General features: G+C 73.3%; 16 protein-coding genes, 1 tRNA gene and 1 pseudogene. 9 read left to right on the top strand and 9 right to left on the bottom strand.

The genetic code is table 11. From position 1 onward, the window contains the following. Positions 1-80: 80 nt before the first annotated feature. Both ABT092_RS22105 and ABT092_RS22100 read right to left on the bottom strand, forming a co-directional pair. Positions 81-650: a GPR1/FUN34/YaaH family transporter gene (locus ABT092_RS22105; RefSeq protein ID WP_351246435.1), complete on the bottom strand. Its 570-nt coding sequence runs from the start codon at positions 648-650 to the stop codon at positions 81-83. A gap of 243 nt (positions 651-893) precedes the next feature. Then, on the bottom strand, positions 894-1,418 hold the full coding sequence (locus ABT092_RS22100; RefSeq protein WP_351246433.1) for a universal stress protein: 525 nt from the start codon (positions 1,416-1,418) through the stop codon (positions 894-896). Positions 1,419-2,741: 1,323 nt separating this feature from the next. Here ABT092_RS22100 and ABT092_RS22095 point away from each other — a divergent pair. The 3 genes from ABT092_RS22095 to ABT092_RS22085 all read left to right on the top strand — a co-directional run bounded on the left by ABT092_RS22095 (position 2,742) and on the right by ABT092_RS22085 (position 4,744). Beyond that, entirely contained in the window at positions 2,742-3,965 is a 1,224-nt protein-coding gene (locus tag ABT092_RS22095) for a helix-turn-helix domain-containing protein (RefSeq protein ID WP_351246431.1), read from the top strand. A gap of 10 nt (positions 3,966-3,975) precedes the next feature. Next, the gene (orn, locus tag ABT092_RS22090; RefSeq protein ID WP_351246429.1) at positions 3,976-4,587 is read left to right on the top strand and encodes an oligoribonuclease; all 612 of its coding nucleotides are present in this window, start codon (positions 3,976-3,978) and stop codon (positions 4,585-4,587) included. Between the two features lie 84 nt (positions 4,588-4,671). After that, positions 4,672-4,744 (top strand) — tRNA-His (locus tag ABT092_RS22085). 58 nt (positions 4,745-4,802) lie between these two features. Here the strand turns inward: ABT092_RS22085 and ABT092_RS22080 are convergent. After that, positions 4,803-5,552: an NUDIX domain-containing protein gene (locus ABT092_RS22080; RefSeq protein WP_351246427.1), complete on the bottom strand. Its 750-nt coding sequence runs from the start codon at positions 5,550-5,552 to the stop codon at positions 4,803-4,805. A gap of 161 nt (positions 5,553-5,713) precedes the next feature. On the opposite strand from ABT092_RS22080, the gene ABT092_RS22070 reads away from it, so the two are divergent. After that, positions 5,714-6,484, top strand: a complete 771-nt coding sequence (locus tag ABT092_RS22070; RefSeq protein WP_502968482.1) for a fumarylacetoacetate hydrolase family protein — start codon at positions 5,714-5,716, stop codon at positions 6,482-6,484. Here ABT092_RS22070 and ABT092_RS22065 read toward each other — a convergent pair. Continuing rightward, positions 6,473-7,741 (bottom strand): NsdA family TPR-like regulatory protein, encoded by a 1,269-nt coding sequence (locus ABT092_RS22065; RefSeq protein ID WP_502968484.1) that lies wholly within the window; start codon positions 7,739-7,741, stop codon positions 6,473-6,475. The two genes, ABT092_RS22070 and ABT092_RS22065, sit on opposite strands and share 12 nt — an antisense overlap. A gap of 237 nt (positions 7,742-7,978) precedes the next feature. On the opposite strand from ABT092_RS22065, the gene ABT092_RS22060 reads away from it, so the two are divergent. Genes ABT092_RS22060 through ABT092_RS22050 form a run of 3 tightly spaced genes read left to right on the top strand, consistent with a single transcriptional unit; the run spans position 7,979 to position 9,089 of the window. Beyond that, entirely contained in the window at positions 7,979-8,386 is a 408-nt protein-coding gene (locus ABT092_RS22060; protein ID WP_351246423.1) for a hypothetical protein, read from the top strand. Then, entirely contained in the window at positions 8,380-8,655 is a 276-nt protein-coding gene (locus ABT092_RS22055) for a hypothetical protein (protein ID WP_351246421.1), read from the top strand. Before ABT092_RS22060 ends, ABT092_RS22055 begins: the two co-directional genes overlap by 7 nt. Then, positions 8,652-9,089 (top strand): hypothetical protein, encoded by a 438-nt coding sequence (locus tag ABT092_RS22050; RefSeq protein WP_351246419.1) that lies wholly within the window; start codon positions 8,652-8,654, stop codon positions 9,087-9,089. The genes ABT092_RS22055 and ABT092_RS22050 overlap by 4 nt, the downstream gene beginning before the upstream one ends. Before the next feature lie 109 nt (positions 9,090-9,198). On the opposite strand, the gene ABT092_RS22045 is transcribed toward ABT092_RS22050, so the two are convergent. The 3 genes from ABT092_RS22045 to ABT092_RS22035 form a co-directional block, all read right to left on the bottom strand. Further along, on the bottom strand, positions 9,199-10,251 hold the full coding sequence (locus ABT092_RS22045) for a LacI family DNA-binding transcriptional regulator (RefSeq protein WP_351246417.1): 1,053 nt from the start codon (positions 10,249-10,251) through the stop codon (positions 9,199-9,201). A gap of 1,680 nt (positions 10,252-11,931) precedes the next feature. Further along, positions 11,932-13,314 (bottom strand): sensor histidine kinase, encoded by a 1,383-nt coding sequence (locus tag ABT092_RS22040; RefSeq protein ID WP_351246415.1) that lies wholly within the window; start codon positions 13,312-13,314, stop codon positions 11,932-11,934. Continuing rightward, positions 13,311-14,000, bottom strand: a complete 690-nt coding sequence (locus ABT092_RS22035; protein ID WP_351246413.1) for a response regulator transcription factor — start codon at positions 13,998-14,000, stop codon at positions 13,311-13,313. The genes ABT092_RS22040 and ABT092_RS22035 overlap by 4 nt, the downstream gene beginning before the upstream one ends. 111 nt (positions 14,001-14,111) lie before the next feature. Here ABT092_RS22035 and ABT092_RS22030 point away from each other — a divergent pair, with 111 nt between their 5' ends. Further along, complete coding sequence (locus ABT092_RS22030; RefSeq protein ID WP_351246412.1) at positions 14,112-14,723, top strand: hypothetical protein; 612 nt, start codon at positions 14,112-14,114, stop codon at positions 14,721-14,723. A gap of 14 nt (positions 14,724-14,737) precedes the next feature. Here the strand turns inward: ABT092_RS22030 and ABT092_RS22025 are convergent, their stop codons facing one another. Continuing rightward, positions 14,738-15,610, bottom strand: a complete 873-nt coding sequence (locus tag ABT092_RS22025; RefSeq protein ID WP_351246410.1) for a spermidine synthase — start codon at positions 15,608-15,610, stop codon at positions 14,738-14,740. Positions 15,611-15,674: 64 nt separating this feature from the next. Next, on the bottom strand, positions 15,675-16,175 hold the full coding sequence (locus ABT092_RS22020) for a hypothetical protein (protein ID WP_351246408.1): 501 nt from the start codon (positions 16,173-16,175) through the stop codon (positions 15,675-15,677). A 560-nt stretch (positions 16,176-16,735) separates the two neighbouring features. Here ABT092_RS22020 and ABT092_RS22015 point away from each other — a divergent pair. Beyond that, a pseudogene (locus ABT092_RS22015) lies at positions 16,736-17,008 on the top strand (tetratricopeptide repeat protein); the annotation flags it as partial. Between the last annotated feature and the right edge of the window lie 58 nt (positions 17,009-17,066).

Raw genomic sequence — 17,066 nt, 5'->3', positions numbered from 1 at the left:
TCCCCGTGCGGGCCGCCGGGGTCGCACGGGGATCACCGCCGTTCGGGCCGGTGGCGCACCGCCGCCGGCCCGTCACCGTCTCAGCCGGTGGCCGTCACCCCCCGGCCGGCGGCGCGTCGCGGGAGCGCGGTGGGCCAGTGGGCGAGGGCGGCGGTGGCCGCGTACCAGGCCGCGAGGCCCGCCACGGCGGCGAACCAGCCGCCGACCTCGCCGAGGGTGCCCGACTCGGCGAACTGCCCGACGGCGAGCAGCAGCAGGGCCACGGCGGTCAGTCCGTAGGCGCCGCCGATCAGCAGGGCGTCGCGCGGTGCGCCGGCGGTGAGGCTGAGGGCGACGAGGGCGAACAGCAGCAGGAAGAGTCCGGCCGCGTTGTGGCTGACCAGTCCGTCCGCGCCGACGCCCCAGGTGAACCAGAGGGCGCCGAAGGCGGCGAAGGCGGTGCCGGTGAAGGCGTCGTGGTCGCGCAGGGCCAACAGGCCGGCGAGGAACAGGGTGATGCCCCCGACGTAGGTGGCGGGGGCGATCGCGTCGGCGGCGGTCACCCCGTCGATGATCCCGGTGTGGCCGATGCCGAAGGCCAACAGGGTGAGGCCGAGCGCGAGATGGCCGAGGGCGGCGGTGCTGCTTCCCGCTGGGACTGGACTGTTCACGGCGGGCTCCCTTCACTGCAGTCGTGCTGCGTGGTGTGGGGCCGAGGGTGACGACCCGTGTGCGCGTTGTACCCGCGGCGGAGGCGCGTTCCACCCCCTACGCACGAGTAGATTTGTCGACCTAGCGCACCCGCGCACGCCCGGCGCAATCAGCGCTGGAACGGCTGGGGCGCATGCACCGGCGGATGCAGGAGCGGTCGAAGTGACCCGCGGGACGGGGAAGTTGCGGGTCGGTGCGGGCCGCTACGGGATGACGATGACGGGGCGCTTGGCCCGACGGGCGAGCCGGCCGGCGACGGAACCGAAGAGGCGTCCGACGATGCCGTGCGTGGAACCCACGACGATGGCGTCGGCCTCGTACTCGCAGCCGACCTCCTCCAGTTCGTGGCAGATGTCCCCGCCGCGTTCGACGAGGATCCAGGGGACCTCGGCGAGGTAGTCGGCGCAGGCCAGTTCGAGGCCGAGCACCTCGGTGCGGTGGTCGGGCACGTCCACGAAGACCGGGGGTTCGCACCCCGCCCACACCGTGGTGGGCAGCCTGTTGGCGACGTGCACGATGATCAGCCCGGAGCCGGAGCGGTGGGCCATGCCGACGGCGTAGGCGAGGGCGCGCTCGCTGGAGGTGGACCCGTCGAAGCCGACGACGACGCCGTGACGGAAGGCTGGATCGCAGGGGTGGCGTGCTTCTTCCGCCGCCAACGGGTCGGCCGCAGGATCGGCGACCTGACGCTTGCGGTCCGCGGGTTCGAAGGATTCGTGACCGGCCATGGGTGTCTCGACGAAGGAGATCCTCTGAGGAGGGGCGGCTGCTTGCGGTGTTCGCTGTCTTCTCGGGGATGCGGCTGTCAAGGTGTCCAGGGTGCCAGGAGAGCCGGTCGGCCGGTCCGGGCGGAGGTGGCGGAACCGGAGGAACCACCAGGGTTGGGGATAACGCTCCGATACCCGGAGCCGTGTCCGGGAATCATCTTCCCAACCCCCTACCCCCAAGGGTACGGCGACACTCCCCTCCTGCCCAACGGGACCGCACGGCACCCGGGCGGGCCGCACGGACTGCGCGCACCGTTGCGCACCGCGCCGCGGCGGCGCACCCCGGAGCATGCACGAGCCGCCGCCCCGCTGGCAATGGTGGCTGCCGGGTACAGCCGCTTCCCGCTCCGAAGGGGTGCGGTCTCGGACAGGAGTTGGTTCAAAACCAGACGACCTTACCTGCCCGATACAGGCGTTATGCGTGGTACGCATACATCATCTCACCCCCCTGGACGGCGCCCCGCCCATCGACCGCCGCCCGTGCTCCCCCACCGGCGCACACCGTCAGGCGGGCGCACGGCAGCGCACAGGGGGCGCACAGATGGCACGCCACAGCGGCTCCGCAGGGCCCCCGTGCTTTGGTCTTTGCGAACTCCTGATGGGGGAGGTGCAAACGCCGCCCCAGCCCCCACCCGCCCCCCGCCCGCCACCCCGCGATGACGGCGGTGCGCTGGCACGATCCCGGAACGGACGACCCCCCGGACCCCACCCGCCCCGGGCGGCCGGCTCGCAGGAGCAACCGGCACGAGCCGCACCCGTCCGCACGAAACGGAGCCCATCACACCGAACCCCCGAGGCCCGACCCCGGCCGCCGCACGGGAACCACCGGACGCCCCCGCTCCGGGACCGATGGCCGGCACACCCTTCACCTCCCCGGCACACACCGGTGAGCTGACCAATTCCCGCGCACTGACCCATAAGATTTCAGCCAACTTGGCCAGGGGGTACTTCCTTTGGCCCGGACCCCTTCCGCACCCACCTCCACCTGGGAAGAAAGGACCAGCAGCCGGATTCGCACCCTACGCGGACCGGCCATGCGCCGCATGCGCGCTTCCCTGCGCACTCCCACGGCGACACGCTTCGTGATCGAATGCTTCACGCCAAGTTGCCATGTCGACAATGCGCCGGGGTGCAGAAGTGGTCACGTAGGCACCGCGCAACGCAGTAGATTCGATCTTGACTGTCTTACGGCGGGGGACTCGTGCAGGTACCGAGGGGAATTGTGCTGGAGCGACAGGCCCGACACGTCAGGGACGCCGCGACCACCGAGGGGGGCTTAGCGCCATGAGCCACGACTCCGCAGCCACGACCGACGTCGCCGTCCGGAAGCTCTCCGGGCGGCGGCGCAGGGAAATAGTCGCGGTGCTGCTGTTCAGCGGCGGCCCCATCTTCGAGAGCTCGATCCCGCTGTCGGTGTTCGGCATCGACCGGCAGGACGCCGGCGTGCCGCGCTACCGACTGCTGGTGAGCGCCGGCGAGGACGGACCGCTGCGCACCACCGGCGGACTCGAACTCAGCGCGCCGCACGGCCTGGAGGCGATCGCCCGCGCGGGCACCGTCGTCGTCCCGGCCTGGCGGTCGATCACCGCGCCGCCGCCCGAGGAGGCGCTCGACGCGCTGCGCCGCGCCCACGAGGAGGGCGCCCGGATCGTCGGCCTGTGCACGGGTGCCTTCGTGCTGGCCGCCGCCGGTCTCCTCGACGGCCGGCCGGCCACCACCCACTGGATGTACGCACCGACGCTCGCCAAGCGGTACCCCTCGGTCCACGTGGACCCGCGGGAACTGTTCGTCGACGACGGTGACGTCCTCACCAGCGCGGGCACGGCCGCGGGCATCGACCTCTGCCTGCACATCGTGCGCACCGACCACGGCAACGAGGCCGCCGGCGCCCTCGCCCGGCGTCTGGTCGTGCCGCCCCGGCGCAGCGGCGGTCAGGAGCGCTACCTCGACAGGTCTTTACCAGAGGAGATCGGCGCCGACCCCCTCGCGGAGGTCGTCGCCTGGGCGCTGGAGCACCTGCACGAGCAGTTCGACGTGGAGACCCTGGCCGCCCGCGCCTACATGAGCCGCCGGACCTTCGACCGCCGGTTCCGCTCGCTGACCGGCAGCGCACCCCTCCAGTGGCTGATCACCCAGCGGGTCCTCCAGGCGCAGCGGCTCCTGGAGACGTCCGACTACTCGGTCGACGAGGTGGCGGGCCGTTGCGGCTTCCGCTCCCCCGTCGCCCTGCGCGGACACTTCCGGCGCCAGCTGGGCTCCTCGCCCGCCGCGTACCGGGCCGCCTACCGGGCGCGCCGGCCGCAGGGCGAGAAGCTGCTCGACGCCGGGTCGCTGCCCGGACCGGAGAACCCGGTCCCGGTGCAGTCCCGGCGGGCCGCGGCACCCACCGGTGCCCTGGGCCACCCGGCCCTGGCCAACGAACCGGGGCGCCACGTGTCCGGTGCGGACCTCTACGCATCGGGCCTGATGGGCCGCCCGAGCCTGCCCGGTCAGCGGAGCGCGCCGTAGGGTAAGGCGCATGAACGATCGCATGGTGTGGATCGACTGCGAGATGACCGGACTCTCGCTGGCGAACGACGCGCTCATCGAGGTGGCCGCACTGGTCACCGATTCCGAGCTGAACGTCCTCGGCGACGGGGTGGACATCGTGATCCGCCCGCCCGACGAGGCGCTGGAGACCATGCCCGAGGTGGTGCGGCAGATGCACACCGCCTCGGGCCTCCTCGCCGAGCTGGCGGGCGGGACCACCCTGGCCGACGCCCAGGAACAGGTCCTCGCCTACGTGCGCGCCCACGTGAAGGAACCCGGCAAGGCCCCCCTGTGCGGGAACTCCGTCGGCACCGACCGCGGGTTCCTCTCGCGTGACATGCCCGCGCTGGAGTCCTTCCTGCACTACCGCATCGTGGACGTCTCCTCGGTCAAGGAGCTGGCCCGGCGCTGGTACCCGAGGGCGTACTTCAACAGCCCCGACAAGAGCGGCAACCACCGGGCCCTCGCCGACATCCGCGAGTCGATCGCCGAGCTGCGCTACTACCGCGAGGCGATCTTCGTCCCGCAGCCCGGACCCGACTCGGAGACGGCCCGGACGATCGCCGCCCGCCACGTGGTGCCCACCGCCCCCACCCCCTGAGAAACGGGTGCACGAGCACCCTCCCGGACCCTGTACACTTTTTCTCGGCCGGTCGGTGAACCGCAAGGGAAACCGCCGCTCGTGGTGGGTGTAGCTCAGCTGGCAGAGCACCTGGTTGTGGTCCAGGATGTCGCGGGTTCAAGTCCCGTCACTCACCCTGATGGGTCTGAGGGCCGATCCGCTCCGGCGGGTCGGCCCTCAGCGTCTGCCCGGGCTCACCGGGTCCTCCGTCCCTCCCGTTCGAGCACCGGCACCAGGTAGTCGGCGCACGGGCCGGTCAGCCCCGACAGTTCGGCCACGGACCCGAGGAACACCAGCTCCACCAGCTCCGGCTCCCGCCCCCGGGCCCGCTCGGCCCGCGCCAGCGCCGCGAAGCCCGCCCGCAGCTCGGCCTCGGACCGCGGCGGCGCCAGGTACAGCGCACCGACCCCGCCCCCACGGGCCCGGGTGAGCCCCGCCAGCTCCAGTTCCCCGTGATCCACCACCACCCCCAGCTCCTCCACCAGCTCCCGGGCCGCCTCCCGGGCCAGCGCCGCCCCGTCCAGCACCCCGCCCGGGGCCGGCGGCTCCACCGAGCCGCCCGGCAACTGCCACCGCCCCGGAGCCGAGGTCCACAGCGCCATCCGCGCGACCAGCACCCGCCCGTCCTCCACCGGCTGCACCACCCCGACGAACAGCGAGGGCAGGGCCCCGACCGCCCCCGGCAGCCGACGCAGCCACCGGTGCCGGTAGGTCGCCCGCGACCACTCCAGCACCGCCCCGCCCGCACCGTCCGGCGCCAGCCCCGCACAGGCCACCACGGGCCCGTCGAACAGCTCCGGATTGGCCCGCACCGCCTCCTCCCACACCCGGTCCCGTGCCGCCACCAGTGCGGGCGGCAACACCGGCGGCGCCACCTCCGTGAGTCGGACACGATCGACGTCGAAGAACTCCGGCCCCGTGACGGGCGGTGCGTGGTGGGTCATCCGGGCATCGTAGGGGGCGGGACTCCGTGGTGGAGGTCGGCCGGGGCAGCGCCACCCGTGTCGTGCGGCCTCCCGCCCGCCCCGGAGAGAACCCCGCTGGCCGCCGCCGCACTCGTGATCTGGTTGCCTGGGCGAGGACACCAACCCAGGGATGTGATGACGTGCTCCACGCGCGATTCGAGTGGCAGGGCGACCATTGGTTCGGGCGGACGGCGACGGGGACCGGGCCTCTTGAAGTGCTGAACGGAGACCCGGTGAGGGGCGAAGCAGCGCCTACCGGGCGGACGGTGCCGATGGGAGATGTACGGCTGCTGGCGCCGGTGGTTCCCGGGAAGATCGTGGCGGTGGGCCGCAACTACAGCGACCACATCACCGAGATGGGCATGGGCACTCCGCCGATCCCGCGCCTGTTCTTCAAGCCGCCCTCAGCGGTGGTCGGCCCAAACGAGCCGGTCGTCTACCCGAGCCAGTCCCGGCAGGTCGAGCATGAGGCAGAGCTGGCTGTGGTGATCGGCCGAACCGCGCGGAACGTGACCGCGTCCCAGGCGCTCGGCGTCGTGTTCGGCTACACCTGCGGCAACGACGTGACCGCGCGGGACATCCAGAAGGCCGACGGGCAGCCGTCCTGGGCCAAGAGCTTCGACACCTTCTGCCCTCTCGGCCCGGTCATCGCCACCGCGCTCGACCCCACCGCGCTCGACGTGAGCTGTCACGTCAACGACGACCGCCGCCAGCACGCGAGCACGTCGACGCTGCTGACACCGGTCGCCACGCTGATCGAGTACATCACCGCGGCGGTCACCCTCAACCCCGGCGATGTGATCCTCACCGGCACGCCGGCCGGCGTGGGTCCGGTCGTTCCTGGGGACAGGATGGCGGTGACCGTCACCGGGGTGGGCACCCTGCGCAACCCGGTGGTCTCACCTCAGTAGCTCCACGAACTCACGGCCGGCGGGCAGTTCGGGGTGCCCGGCGGTCACGCGGAAGTCCTGCGCGTACTGCACGACCATGCCGGTGCGGTGGGCATCAGGCAGGTCTCGCAGGGCCTCACCCGCGATCCGGTACGCCTCCTCGGGCTCGCCCGACCGAGCCAGGCAGGTGGCCCGGTCGAGGCGGATCAGAGTCGGATCGAGGTACTCGCTGGGCGCGTATGCGCCGAGGGCACGCTTCTGCACGGTCCATGCCTCGTCTGGGCGCCTGAGGTGCGTCCACGCGTTTCCCAGGTGGAAGTGGAACTGCCGTTCGGTGTACCCGAACGCGATGGCCTGGCGCTCCTCCAGGGTGAGGCGACCGAACATGTCCTCCGCCGCACGCAACCGCGGGATCGCTTCCGCGCCCCGGCCCAGACGGGCTAGCGCTCGCGCCTCCACCAGCAGTGCCCGCACGGCGGCGGGGGTCACCGCGGTGCCCAGGAGGTGGAGCCCGCGGGCCGCCTCGGTGAGGGCCGATGCGGGGGTCCCGTAGTACAGCGAGACGATCGCGGAACGCACAACGGCCGTCCCCTCCAGATGAAGGTCACCAGCTTCGGCGGCGGCCAAGCGCGCGGTGTGGAAGAAGGCCCGCGCCTCCCGGTGCTCAGCCAGCGCGGAAGCGAAGATCCCCGCCAGCACGGCGAGTTCTCCGGCCACGCGGCAGAGGCGGCGGCGATGCCGTATCGGCTGCTGGCCCTCCAGCAGCCGCCGCACCTCCCCGAAGTCTGCGAGGAGGTCTGCCAGGAGGTCCTGGGGCGGCAGTGACTGGTAGGCCAGTGCGTAGTCCTGCACCGCGATCTCCCACCGGGCGAGCGTCGCCTCACCGACCGCCGACCCTTCCAGTGCAGCGTCCATGCGCCGTCGCTCCTCTCTGATCGACTCGACGACTCCGGTGGGCATCGCAACGGCACCGATCACCCCGAGCAGGGAGCGCCGCCCCACCTCTTGGCCGTCCGGCATCCTCCCTGCGGCGTCGGCCGGGGCCGCAAGAGAGAACAGCTCGTGAACCATGTGTCCCGGGAACATCCGCTCCAGCACCTGACGAGCGTCTTCCCTGGGTAGCCCTTTCATCCCTCCGGAGCGCCACCGATCGAACTGGCGCCGCTGGAGCACGAACGGTCCCAGCCTTATGGCTCGCGCCACCGGCTGTGCCTCACGAATGAACCGCGCATACCCCCATCCTCGCTGGGCGAGCAGGGACCCGAACACCGTCAACATCACTCACGTCTCCTGGTCAGCGGAGCGACCTCTACCCGGTGATGGTGACCCACGCCGCTGTCTTCTCAAGCCTGAAGGACAAGAAAGTCCATCGCGCGACCACATCAGTACCTGGCCAGGGCAGAGGAGACCGTCCCAGGTGCCTAGCTGAGACCGCGAGCCAGCACCCAGCATTCACATCACCCACGAAGGACGACGGGCATGCGGCCCCGGACTGATGACGAGGAGTCAATGACGGTGCAGGACAACGCAACGGCCGAGTCGGTATCCCCGCCACTCCTGACCGACCGCCTCTCCGCCTGGGCCGGTACCCGCGGCACCACTGAACAGGTTGCCGTCGCCGTGTTGATCGAAGAGGGGGACGTTCTCGCGCGGGAGGACGTGCGGGACCTCCTCGTCGTCGACACCGAAACAGCCGCGTCCTGTGACTGGCCGCGGTTCGAGGCGCGTTACCGCAACTCGTTGGTGTTGGACGCGAGTGAGCGGGCGTTCCTGGACTTCGTGGTGGCGGTCAGCTTCCCGAGGTTGGTCCCGCTCTGGCAGGTGGAGCATCTGGGGGAACGTCGGCTGGTGGTGGTGTTGCGGGCCTTGGTCGCGTTGGCCGGTGCGAGCAGCACGGTGACGGTGGGGAGCAGCTCGTGCTGAACCCCTGCGTGCAGTGTCGTGAGCCGATCGGCGGGCGTGAGTCGTACGCCCCCGCACCCGGCGGGGTGATCCACCGGCGGTGCACCGAGCCCGCGCGGGCCGCCGAAGCCATGGAACGGGCCGCCTGGCGCGCCTACCTCAGCCACGTCGGGACGTGTGACGACTGCCTCCCCGAGCCGATCGGCTGCCCCGAGGGCAAGCGACTGCGGCGGGAGTGGAAGACGGCGGACCGGGCCCACTTCACCACCCTGGAGCAGCCCGCCCCATGAACGTCCACCCCTTGGCGGCCGTCCTGTCGGCTCGGGAGGTGCAGGAGCAGTGGTTGCGGCGGAGCATCGCCCTCGTCCCCTGCGGCCACGCCTTCGCCGCGATCCGGATGCCCACCGACCTCGTCCACACCGCCGCCCGCACCCACCACCCCGAACAGGTCCGCATCTACCTCACCCACACCCTCCACGGCCCCGTCCTCACCGACCGCACCACCCACCACCACTACGCCCTCGTACCCCCCAACACCCCACACGACCTCCCGGACCACCCCCACACCCGCTACCTCGGCACCAACACCTACCTCGGCCTCCCCCGCCCCGACCTCACCCACCCCACCACCCACCACCGCTACCACTGGATCATCCCACCCAACGGCCAACAACTCTGCCCACCCGAAGCCGTCTCGACACTGTTGCGCCGAGCAGCGCGGTGAGCCCTCGAACGGACCAGTTCCTCTGCGTCCTAAGCATCGCCGCACTGCTGGGCGCCCTCGCCCTCGGCGCCGTGCGGGCCGCCTGAGCCCGCCCCGGCCGCCGGTGCCGTCAGGTGGATTCCCTGACCACGAGTTCGGTGGGCAGGACGAGTTGGGGGCCGTTGCCGTGGCGGCGGACCCGGGGGTCCTTGGCGATCTCGCCGAGGAGGACGTCGACCATGCGGCGGCCCATCTCCTCGACCGGTTGGCGCACGCTGGTCAGCGGCGGGTCCATGTGGCGGGCGATGGCGGAGTCGTCGAAGCCGACGAGGGCCACGTCGTCGGGGATGCGGCGGCCCCGGGCGCGCAGTGTCCGGCGGGCGCCGGCGGCCATCACGTCGGAGGCCGCGAAGACGGCGTCCACCTCGGGATGGCGGTCGAGGAGTTGGGTCATGGCGCGCTCGCCGCCGCGTTCGGTGAAGTCACCGGGGACGATCAGCGTGTCGTCGACCCAGTGGCCCGCCGACCGCAGGGCCGCGCGGTAGCCGTCGACGCGGCGGGCCGCGCCGTACACGTCCGGGCGGCCGGAGATGAGGGCGATGCGGCGGCGGCCCCGGGCGAGCAGGTGCTCGACGGCGGCGCGGGCGCCGGTGTGGTTGTCGGCGTCGACGGCGGGCAGCATCTCCCGGCCGGTGCGACGGCCGCTGATGACGGTGGGGATGCGGAGTTGGGCCAGCAGGTCGGGCAGGGTGTCGTCGGTGTGGACGGAGACCAGCAGCACGCCGTCCACGCGGTGCGCGGACAGGTACTGGGCCAGGCGGCGGCGTTCGCGGTCGTTGCCGGCGAAGACCATCAGTAACTGGAGTTCGGTTTCCGCGAGTTCGGCGCCGATGCCGCGCAGGATGTCGGAGAAGTACGGCTCGGCGAAGAAGCGTGCCTCGGGTTCGGGGACCACCAGGGCGACGGCGTCGGTGCGGTTGGCGGCCAGGGCCCGGGCCGCGGTGTTGGGGACGTAGCCCAGTTCCGCGATGGCGGCCTGGACGGCGGCCCGGGTGGTGTCGCTGACCCGTGGCGAACCGTTGATCACCCGGGACGCGGTGCCCCGTCCGACGCCCGCGCGGGCGGCGACCTCTTCCAGCGTGGGGCGCCCGGAGCCCCGTCGACTCGTACCCAGAACCCTCATGCGCCCGCAACCTCCCGTAGTCGCTCCGCCGTCGGGGGCCGGTCCGGGTGTCGTCGGCGGCACGGTGGCCGCCTACGGCGCTGGGTGCCCGCGAGCGGCCGGCCGTGCGGTCCGCGTCGTCCACCGGACCGCCGTTCGGCGGTACCCGCCCCGCAGCAGGGCAGGAATCTAACAGCCTTCCGACCGGGCCCCGTTCGGCGGTGTGCCGACGGGGCCTGAGGGATACCGGGCCCGGGTCCGGGGCCGGGTCCGGACCCGGGCTCGGTGGACTGAGCCCGGTGCGCCCCGGTCGCGTGGGGGGAAGTGTCGACCGGGGCGCATCTTGGGTGGGGGTTGTGGCGATTCGTCTTCTTCTGTGGGTGTTCCTCGCGCGGTGTTCCGGTAGGTGGGGTTCACCGGGAGGGGGTCAGGGGCTCGATGCTCCCCTGGGGTGGTGCGTGGGGGGCGGGCCGGCCGGGGCGTGGAGGAAGGGGGCCCCGGGCCGGCCCGGTCTGGGGGTGACCAGGTGGGGGGAATCCAGTGGGGGTGTTCCGGTGCGGAACCTGGACCCTGGCGGTGGATCGAACGGCGACCGCCTCGGTGCGGGCGGGGCCGGTCCCCGGCGGACCGGTGTGGGTGGCCGGTCCGCCGGGTCGTGCGCGGTGTGGGGGGATGCGTCCGCGTACGAGGTGATCACCGTGGTGGTCCCGCCCGCGGGGGGCGGGACCGTGTGGGGGGCACGAGCGGTGTGGGGGTGCCGCTCGCGGTGGGGGTGGTGCCCGCGGGCCGACCGGGCGACGGTGTGGGGCCGTCGTCGGGGGCTCGGTGGGCGGGGTTGAGCGGCCGGGCCGCCGGGTCCGTGCCGTGGGGGGCGGTGGACCCGGCGTGGATGGTCCGGCCGGAACTCGATCCCGTGCTCGGGAAGGCAGTCCGCGCGGTGGGGTGCTCTCCGTTGACCGTGGCGGTCGCGTCCCGCGGGGAGTCGAGTCCGGTGTCCGACGGGTGGGACGTGGGGGTCCGGTCCGTCGGGTGGGCGGCCGGTCGGTTCGTCGTCGCGCATCGGCCGGGGTAACCGCCCGGCCGGGTGCTGGGGGCGTGCTGCGCGGCGACGAACGTCACGGCTCGGGCCGTACCCGTGGGACGGTGGGCGCCCCGGGTGACGACGACGCCCGCGGCGGGCGCGGTGGCCGCTGGGGGGCGGTGGCCGGTCCGGTGTCGCAGTGTCGTGGTCATGGGGTTTCCCTGTCTCGGAGTACGGGGTGCGGCGTCCCCCCTGGGGGAGGGGCGCGGTCAGCACGCTAGCGACTCCGAGTCCGGCAAATCGCCCCCTCGGGCGTCTCCGGGTTGCTTCTTATGCCGCTCTTAAGGACCACATGGGAGAGCGAAAAGGGAATCCCGGCGGGCTCCTGGGGGTATCCCAGGAGCCCGCCGGGACGTCTCACCTGCGGTGACGAGGGGGTCACGCGCCCACAGGGCCGCCGTCGGGGCCGGCGGGGCGCCTACCGCCCGGGTCGGTGGGATCGGCGGGTGCGGTGGTGGCCCTCGGCGCGTCGCGCACCGCGGGGCGGATGCGAACGGCGCGGGCGGTACGGGTCGCACGGTCGCCGGGCGCGGTGCGTACGGCACGGGCGGTACGGGTCCCCGCGGGGTCCGCGGGGCGGGGGCCTGCACGGGACGCGGTGGGGACCCGCCCGCCCGGCCTCAGGCGCGGCGCAGGGCGAACCGGCGCTTGCGGACCTTGCCGCGGTGGCCGCGGCCCTCCACACGGGCGGCCCCCACCTGGATCCACACCCGGACCTCCGTCCCGCCGAGCACCGAGCGGCCGATCCGGACGTCGCCGCCGGTGGCCTCGGCCATCCGGCGCACGATGTCCAGCCCGAGGCCGGTGGAGCCCTCCTTGCCGGAGCCGGAGCCGCGGGCCATCGCCGTGGTGGGGTCGTCGATGCCGGGACCGGCGTCGGAGACCAGCACGATGACCGCGTCCTCGCCGTTGTGGACGTCCACCGCGAGGGCGGTGCCCTCCGGGGTGTGCCGGAAGACGTTCCCGAGCAGGGCGTCCAGGGCGGCGACCAGATCGGCACGTGCCACCGGGATGCGCACCGGGCGCTCCACCCCGGCGACCCGCACCTTGCGTCCCTCGTCCTCGGCGAGCGCGGACCAGAAGTCCATCCGTTCCCGGATCACCTCGGCGGCGTCGCAGCCGGCGCCGGGCCCGGCCGCGGCGGTCTGCGGCTTGGCCTCCCGGGCGGTGCGGATGATGGTGTCGACCTCGCGTTCGAGCTGGTGCACGGCGGCCCGGGTCTGTTCGGCGGCGGGGCCGTCGCCGAGGCTGGCCGCGTTGAGCCGCAGCACGGTCAGCGGGGTCCGCAGCCGGTGCGAGAGGTCGGCGGCCAGTTCCCGTTCGTTGGCGAGGAGTTGGACGACCTGGTCGGCCATGGAGTTGAACGCGACGGCGGCGAGCCGTAGTTCCTTCGGCCCCTCCTCGGGCACCCGGGCGCCGAGTTTGCCCTCGCCGAGTTCACCGGCGGCGCGCACCAGCCGTTGGGCGGGCTGCACCATCCGGCCGCCGAGGCGGTCGGCGACGGCCACCGAGCCGATGACGAGTCCGATGCCGACGCCGCCGAGCACCAGCCAGGCCATGACGACGCCGTTGCTGACCTCGGCGTCGGGGACGAACACCTCGACGACGGCGATCTTGCCGCCGCCGATGGCCACGATGTGCATCAGCGCGGAGCCGCCCTCGACGGGGAGGATGACGGCCCTGCTCGCCGACCGGGCCTTGGCCAGCATCTGTTCGCTGACGCGCGAGGTGCCCACGGTGAAGGCCGTGTGCCGCTCGGAGACGGGGACGTGGACGGCCATCCGTCCCTTGTCCCCGGGCCAGGTGGTGGCGACGGCTCCGGCGAGTTGCTTGGGGTCGGTGGTGATGGTGAGCATCGGCCCGAAGCCGGCGGCCTGCCGTTCCGCGTCGGAGATGGCGCGGTCGCGGGCCATCTCCTTGATGACCAGTCCGAGCGGGACGGCGAAGGCGACGACGACCATCGTGGTGACCGCGAGGCACACCTTGACGAGAGCCCATCTCATCGCGGCGGCTCCAGCTTCACGCCGACCCCGCGCAGGGTGTGGAGGTAGCGCGGGCGGGCCGCGGTCTCCCCCAGTTTCCGTCGTAGCCATGACAGATGGACGTCAATGGTCTGGTCGTCGCCGTAGGACTGTTGCCACACCTCGGCGAGCAGTTCCCGGCGGGCGACGACCACCCCGGGCCGTCCGGCGAGGAACGCCAAGAGGTCGAACTCCCTCCGTGTCAGGTCGAGCGGGAGGCCGTCGAGTTCGGCCTGTCGGCGCAGCGGGTCGATGGAGAGCCCGCCCACCTGGATGACCCGGCTGGGCGGGGCCTCGGCGGTGCCGCCGCGGGAGCGTCGGAGCACCGCGGCCATCCGGGCCGAGAGGTGCTCCACCGAGAACGGTTTCGTCAGGTAGTCGTCGGCGCCGTCGTTGAGGAGGCGGACGATCTCGTTCTCGTCGTCGCGTGCGGTCGCCACGATCACGGGGACGTCGGTGAGTCCGCGTAGCATCTTCAACGCCTCGGAGCCGTCCAGGTCGGGTAGGCCGAGGTCCAGGATGACCAGGTCGAAGGAGAAATGCGCCACTTCGCGTAGCGCCTCCAGGGCCGTTCCGACGCTGCGTACCGTGTGGGACGCCTCGGTGAGATGCCGGATGAGGGCCGAGCGGACGAACTGATCGTCCTCGACCACGAGCACACGTGCCATGGGCGGCAACCGTACGCCATGCGGGTGACCCCTCGTCCGATCCGGACGAAGACGGCCGAGGACGTCCGAGGGGGCGACAGCGGGGGGTGGAGTGGGGCAGGATGGCCGACGATGCGCAGGGGACTCCTTCACTTCTCGGCTTGGACGCTCGCGACGGGTGCAGCGGTCACGCTGTCGTGGTGGGGCGTGCACACGGTCATGTCCGGAACGGCCTACGATCCGCCGCTGGCGCTGCCGCTCCCCGCACCGGACGACGACGATGACGATGACGACGAGGAGCGTGAGGAGCGGCCGGCGGCGAAGGAGCGACCCTCGCCGGAACGGCCCCAGGCGCCCTCGCAGCCGCGGACGCCGCCCGCCGTGTCCGGCGGCGACCCCCCGCCGGCCGGGCAGCCGAGCGCCCCGCCCACCACCTCGGCCACCGAACGGGACAAACCCGCCACCCGGGAGCCCGAGGACACGGGGGTCTCGGAGCAGATGGGTTCGTCCGGGTCCGCACCGAGCGCGATCAAGGCCACCAGCACGGAGGGCGGCCGGGTCGTCTTCGACATGGGGGCCGTCTCGGCGGAGTTGGTGTCCGCCACGCCCGCCTCCGGTTGGTCGGTGGAGGTGTTCGACAAGCCCGAGGTCAAGTGGATCCGGGTGGTGTTCGCCTCGGGCGACAAGCGGATCACCGTGAACTGCGGCTGGCACGACCAGGCGCCCAAGGTGACCGTGTGGTGAGCGTCTCCTGACGTTCAGTCGAAGGTGCCGGGCGGCGGCGCCGGGGACGCGGTGGCCGTGGCGTCGTGGACGGGGCGCGCGCCGGCGGTGAAGTCGACCAGCGCCCGGCCGTGTTCGACCCGGGCCGGGTGGGGGTCGGTGGCGACGCACCGGCCGAGGGCGGCCACCGGCAGCGGGACGCCCGCCGCGAGGAGGATCGCGTTGCCGAACCGGCGTCCGCGCAGCGTCGGGGCCGGGGCGATCAGTGCGCGTTCGGGGAACAGCGTTGCCGCCGTGGCGAGTTGGCTGCGCAGATAGCCGAGCGGGCCGCCGTCGGTGAGGTTGGCGACGTAGTGGCCGCCGGGCGCCAGGACCCGTCGCACCTCGGTCAGGAACTCGACGCTGGAGAGGTGGGCGGGGGTCCGGGCGTCGGCGAACGCGTCCGAGATGACCAGGTCGGCCCAGCCGTCGGCGAATCTGCCGAGTGCTTCCCGGGCGTCCGCGGTCCGGACCCGGACCCGTGCCGCGGGGTCCAGGGGGAGTTCGGCGCGGACGAACGCGACCAGGGCGGCGTCCCGTTCGACGACCTGCTGGGTGGAGCGGGGCCGGGTGGCGGCGACGTAGCGGGCGAGGGTGAAGGCGCCCCCGCCGAGGTGCAGCACCTTCAGCGGCCGGCCGGCCGGGGCCACCAGGTCCACGACGTGGCCGAGGCGGCGCTGGTACTCGAAGACGAGGTGCGCGGGGTCGTCGAGGTCGACGTGCGACTGGGGGACGCCGTCGATCAGGAGGGACCAGGCCCCCGGGCGGTCCGGGTCGGGTTCCAGGACGGCCGTCCCGCCGTCGACCTCGGCGCGCCGGGGTGCGCGTCGTTCCCGCCGGCCCCGGTCCCTCGTCCGTTCGCGTGCCATGCGCCCATTATCGTCGGGCGCCGTCGCCGGAACCGCCCCGCGGGTGCGGGGCGGCGCGGGGCGGTCAGCAGCGGTTGTCGGCGGCCTCGATCATCCGGGCGGCCCGGCCCAGCGCCTCGCGGAGCACCGCCGGATCGGTGACCTGGCCGGTGGTGCCGGGCGGGAGCAGCCAGCCGGTGCCCGGGGGTTCGTCGACCAGGTCCGCGGGGGCGGTCGGCCCGGGGTCGGGGGGCGGCGGGGCGGGCGCGGCGGGGCCCGCCGGCCGGTCGTCGGCGAGCCCGTCCGTGGGGATGCCGCGGCCGAGGGTGCGGGTGCAGGAGCTGCCGGGCAGGTCCCAGCCCTCCGCGGTGCCGGGCGGCACCAGGAAGCCCAGGGTGCGGCACCGGTTGTCGTGCAGCACCGGGCCCACCGAGGCGTCGGCGTCGCGGCGCAGGATGTCCACGGCCTCCAGCCCCTGTCGGGCGGGCACGGTGACCAGGTCGCATCCGGCCGCCGCCCCGGGCAGTGGCAGAACGTTCCCGCTGGTGTCGGCGCCGACACGGCCCGACTCGTTCGTCGCACTCATCACACTCGTCGCACTGGTCACGTCCATCGAGCTCATGGCGTTCGTGGTGTTCGTCGCGGGCGCCGGGCCCCCTTCGGGTACGGCGCCCGGCGGCGCCTCCGGCACGGCAGGTGCGCTGGGTTTCGTCCCGGCCTCCAACACGGACCCTCCTCGGTCGAGCGGATCGCTGACGGATGGCTCCCCGTCCGCCGGGTTCAACGGAGGAACGGTGTCAACGGCTACGGCGCCACGCCGCCGCAAAGGATGGCAGTTCATGGCAGATCACGGATGGGATATCCGTTTTGTACGCAAACGCTGTGTGGCGACCCGTTCACAGCCGGTACGTTCGTGCTCCCCCGAGCCCGTGCGGGCCTCGGCACCCGGTGCGGGGCGACGCGGCACACGGTCGGCCGGAGACGGCCGGGGCCGGTGGGGTCCGGCACGCGCGCACGAGAGGTCCGGCCATGGCGTCGTCACCCGAGCACCCCGACACAGCACCGGCGCGGTCGCCGCGGACGCCCGCGCTCCCCCCGCCGACTCCGGCCGCGACCGCGCCCCGGACCAACACGGCCTTCCGGGCACTGCGCGGGGCGCGCTCGCCCGGCGAGTTCGCGGCGGCGGTGCGCCGGGCGGCCCGGGAGATCGGGGAGCGGGTCAGCTGCGACGCCCGCTACATCGGGCGGGTGGAGGCCGGGGAGATCCGCTGCCCCAACTACGCCTACGAGCGGGTGTTCCTGCACATGTTCCCCGGACGCAGCCTCAGCGACCTCGGTTTCGCCCCGCGGTCGGCCGTGCGGGGCCGGGCGGCGCGCCCCACCGGCCCCGAGCCTACGAGCACGCACCGCGCGTCGCCCGACTGACCGGGGGGAGCGCCCGGGCGGTGCGCGCCGCCCTGGCGGTCGGCGGCGGCGG

The sequence above is a fragment of the Streptomyces sp. NPDC002490 genome (assembly GCF_040296045.1).
Taxonomy (GTDB): Bacteria; Actinomycetota; Actinomycetes; order Streptomycetales; family Streptomycetaceae; genus Streptomyces.
The sequence above is the reverse complement of the archived record's forward strand: the minus strand, read 5'-3'. Positions and strand labels throughout refer to the sequence as shown.